This is a genomic window from Micrococcus sp. HMSC31B01 (assembly GCF_001816085.1).
Lineage (GTDB): Bacteria > Actinomycetota > Actinomycetes > Actinomycetales > Micrococcaceae > Micrococcus > Micrococcus luteus.
The window spans coordinates 1-2845 of the sequence record NZ_KV825417.1 but is presented as its reverse complement, the minus strand read 5'-3'; the positions used below and the strand labels follow the sequence as shown (position 1 = coordinate 2845).

Annotated in this window: 2 protein-coding genes; both read right to left on the bottom strand. The window is 74.0% G+C overall.

Annotated features, from left to right (window positions below; translation table 11 throughout):
- A partial coding sequence (gene arc / locus HMPREF3105_RS11660) for a proteasome ATPase (RefSeq protein ID WP_070709755.1) occupies nucleotides 1-1610 on the bottom strand: 1610 nt, incomplete at its 3' end.
- Nucleotides 1611-2675 (bottom strand): tRNA (adenine-N1)-methyltransferase, encoded by a 1065-nt coding sequence (locus HMPREF3105_RS11655; RefSeq protein ID WP_070709752.1) that lies wholly within the window; start codon nucleotides 2673-2675, stop codon nucleotides 1611-1613.
- Nucleotides 2676-2845 lie beyond the last annotated feature (170 nt).

The following is a 2845-nucleotide window of genomic DNA, read 5'->3' as shown; positions in this document are numbered from 1 at the left end:
CCCTCGCGGACGCCGAGCGCGGCCGGGGCCTGGCCGGCGGCCAGGTAGTCGCGCACCGCGTGCCGCTTGGCGCGGTCCACGACGTCGGCCACCACGGCGCCCGAGACGAGGTCGGCCAGGTGCAGGGCGTGGGTCGTGCCGGACACGTCCGTCAGCTCCGCCAGCGCGGTGTCCGCGCCGCGGTCGTAGAGGGCGGCGACCGTCCGGGCGATGAGCGTCGCGCGGGCCGCGTCCGCGGAGCCGGCCGCGACGACGTCGTCGGCGTGCAGGGGCACGTCTACGGTGAGGTGCTTGGCCATGATCTCCGCGGCGCCGTCGGCGTCGGGACGGTCCACGCGGATCTTCACGTCCAGTCGGCCGGGGCGGAGCACGGCCGGGTCGATCATGTCCTCGCGGTTGGAGGCGCCGATGACGATCACGTTCTCGAGGGCCTCGACGCCGTCGATCTCGGTGAGCAGCTGCGGGACGATCGTGGTCTCCACGTCCGAGGAGACGCCGGAGCCGCGCGTGCGGAACAGCGACTCCATCTCGTCGAAGAAGATGACCACGGGGAAGCCGGCGTCGGCCTTCTCGCGGGCCCGGTCGAAGATGACGCGGATCTGCCGCTCGGTCTCGCCCACGTACTTGTTCAGCAGCTCGGGTCCCTTGACGTTGAGGAAGAACGAGCGCTCGCCGTCCGCGCTGCGGGCCGAGAGGGCGTTGGCCACGGCCTTGGCGAGCATGGTCTTGCCGGTGCCGGGCGGGCCGTACAGCATGATCCCCTTGGGGGCGCGCAGACCGTGCTCGCGGTAGACCTCCGGGTGCAGGAACGGGATCTCGACGGCCTCGCGGATCCGGTCGATCTGCGGGCCGAGGCCGCCGATGTCCTCGAACGTGACGTCCGGGACCTCTTCCAGCAGCACCTCGTCCACCTCGGACAGCTCGACCCGCCGCAGCGCCCATTCGACGCGGGCGTCCACGGTGACGGCGTCCCCGTGGCGCAGGTCGACGCCCTCCAGCGCGGGCGCGCGCCGCACCACGCGCTCCTCGTCCGCCGTGCCGGCCAGGACGAGGCCGCCGTCGGGCAGCGCCTCCTTGACGCGCAGCAGCTGACCCGACCCCGTGCCCGGGGCGACGCCGACGATCGAGCTGGACTCGTCCAGCAGCACCTGGGCGCCGGGGGTGAGGCGGGCGGCGTCGAGCAGTGGGGAGACCGTCACGCGCAGCCGCCGGCCGTTCTGCACGACGTCCGCTCCCCCGCGCACCACGGCGCCGGTCTCCACGCCCTCCTCGGGCTCGCGCGGGGCGTGGACGGCCTCGAGGGTGGCGAAGGTGAACGGCGGATGCGTGACGGCGTCCAGGTTCTCCTTGAGCGTCGTGATCTCGGCGCGCGTGGCCTCGAGCAGCTCGACCATGCGCCGGTTGTTGCGGGCGGCCGTCTGCGTCTGGGCCTCGGCGGCCCGACGGCGTTCGCTCAGGCCGGCGGCGTGCCGCTGGGCGGACTGCAGCTGGTGCCGCAGCCGTTCGGCCTCGGCCTGGGATTGCCGCAGCAGCTCCCGCGCCTCGGCGAGGCGCTGCTCGGCGTGCTCCGTGCCTGATTGCGCGTGGTGGTCCACCGGTGCTCCGTCCACTCAGTCCTGCTCCCCGGTCTGGGTCCTCCCACCGTACGCGTCCACGCCCTGCTCGGCGGCGCGTGACCGCGCGGCCATGAGGCGGGCCTCCTTCGCCGCCTTGCGCGCCTTCTTGTCCGTGATCGGCCGTTCGCCGAGGGCCTCGGGCGTCCACCGGGCCGCGTCGGCCGGCTGCCAGGCCTCGACGTCCTCGGCCTTGAACTCGGAGACCTTGGAGCGCTTCTTCAGGCGCAGCGCCTCCTCGCCCGAGGCCAGGCGGCGGGCCGTGAGGAGGAAGCCGGTGTGCGCGACCATGCGGTGGTCGGGGCGCACGGCGAGCCCGTCCAGGTGCCAGCCGCGCACGAGGGTCTCGTTGGCCTCGACCTGCGTGAAGCGGCCCGAGTCCCGGATGGCCTCGGCCACGCGGGAGAGCTGGGTGGCGGTGGCCACGTAGTTCAGCCACACACCGCCGGGGGCCAGGACCTCGGCGACGGCGTCGAGGCATTCCCAGGGGGCCAGCATGTCCAGGACCACCCGGTCCACGGAGCCCGGCTCGTGGACCTTGGGCATCTCCTCCTGCGCGTCGCCGAGGTGCACCGACCAGGCGGGGTGCTCGGCGCCGAAGAAGGCCTCCACATTGGCCCGGGCGACGTCCGCGAACTCCGGGCGGCGCTCGTAGGAGTGCAGGCGACCGTGGTCGCCCACGGCGCGCAGCAGGGACATGGACAGGGCGCCGGAGCCCACGCCGGCCTCGACCACGACGGCGCCCGGGAAGATGTCCGCCTGCTGCACGATCTGCGCCGCGTCCTTCGGGTAGACCACCGTGGCGCCGCGGGGCATGGACAGGACGAAGTCGTTCAGCAGGGGGCGCAGCACCTGGTACGGCTGGCCGGCCGAGTTCTCGACCACGACGCCCTCGAAGCCGCCGATCAGGTCGTCGTGCCGCAGCACGCCCTGGTAGCTGTGGAACTCCCCGCCGGGCAGCAGGGTGATCGTGTTGAGGCGGCCCTTCGCGTCCTTGATCTGCACGCGCTGGCCGGCCCGCAGGGGGCCGCGGCGCGCGCTCACGCCGGTGGGTTCGGTCATGGGGGGCTCCTTCGGTTCAGGGACGCCGCGTCGCGTCGACGGCGGCGAGGATCGTCTCGCGGGGCACCACGGAGCGCACGAGGCCGTGCGCGTCGGTCAGCACCCACACGGGGGTCTGGGGGTCGGCCAGGCGGGCGGCCAGGTCGGGACCGGCGGCGGGGACGTCGTCG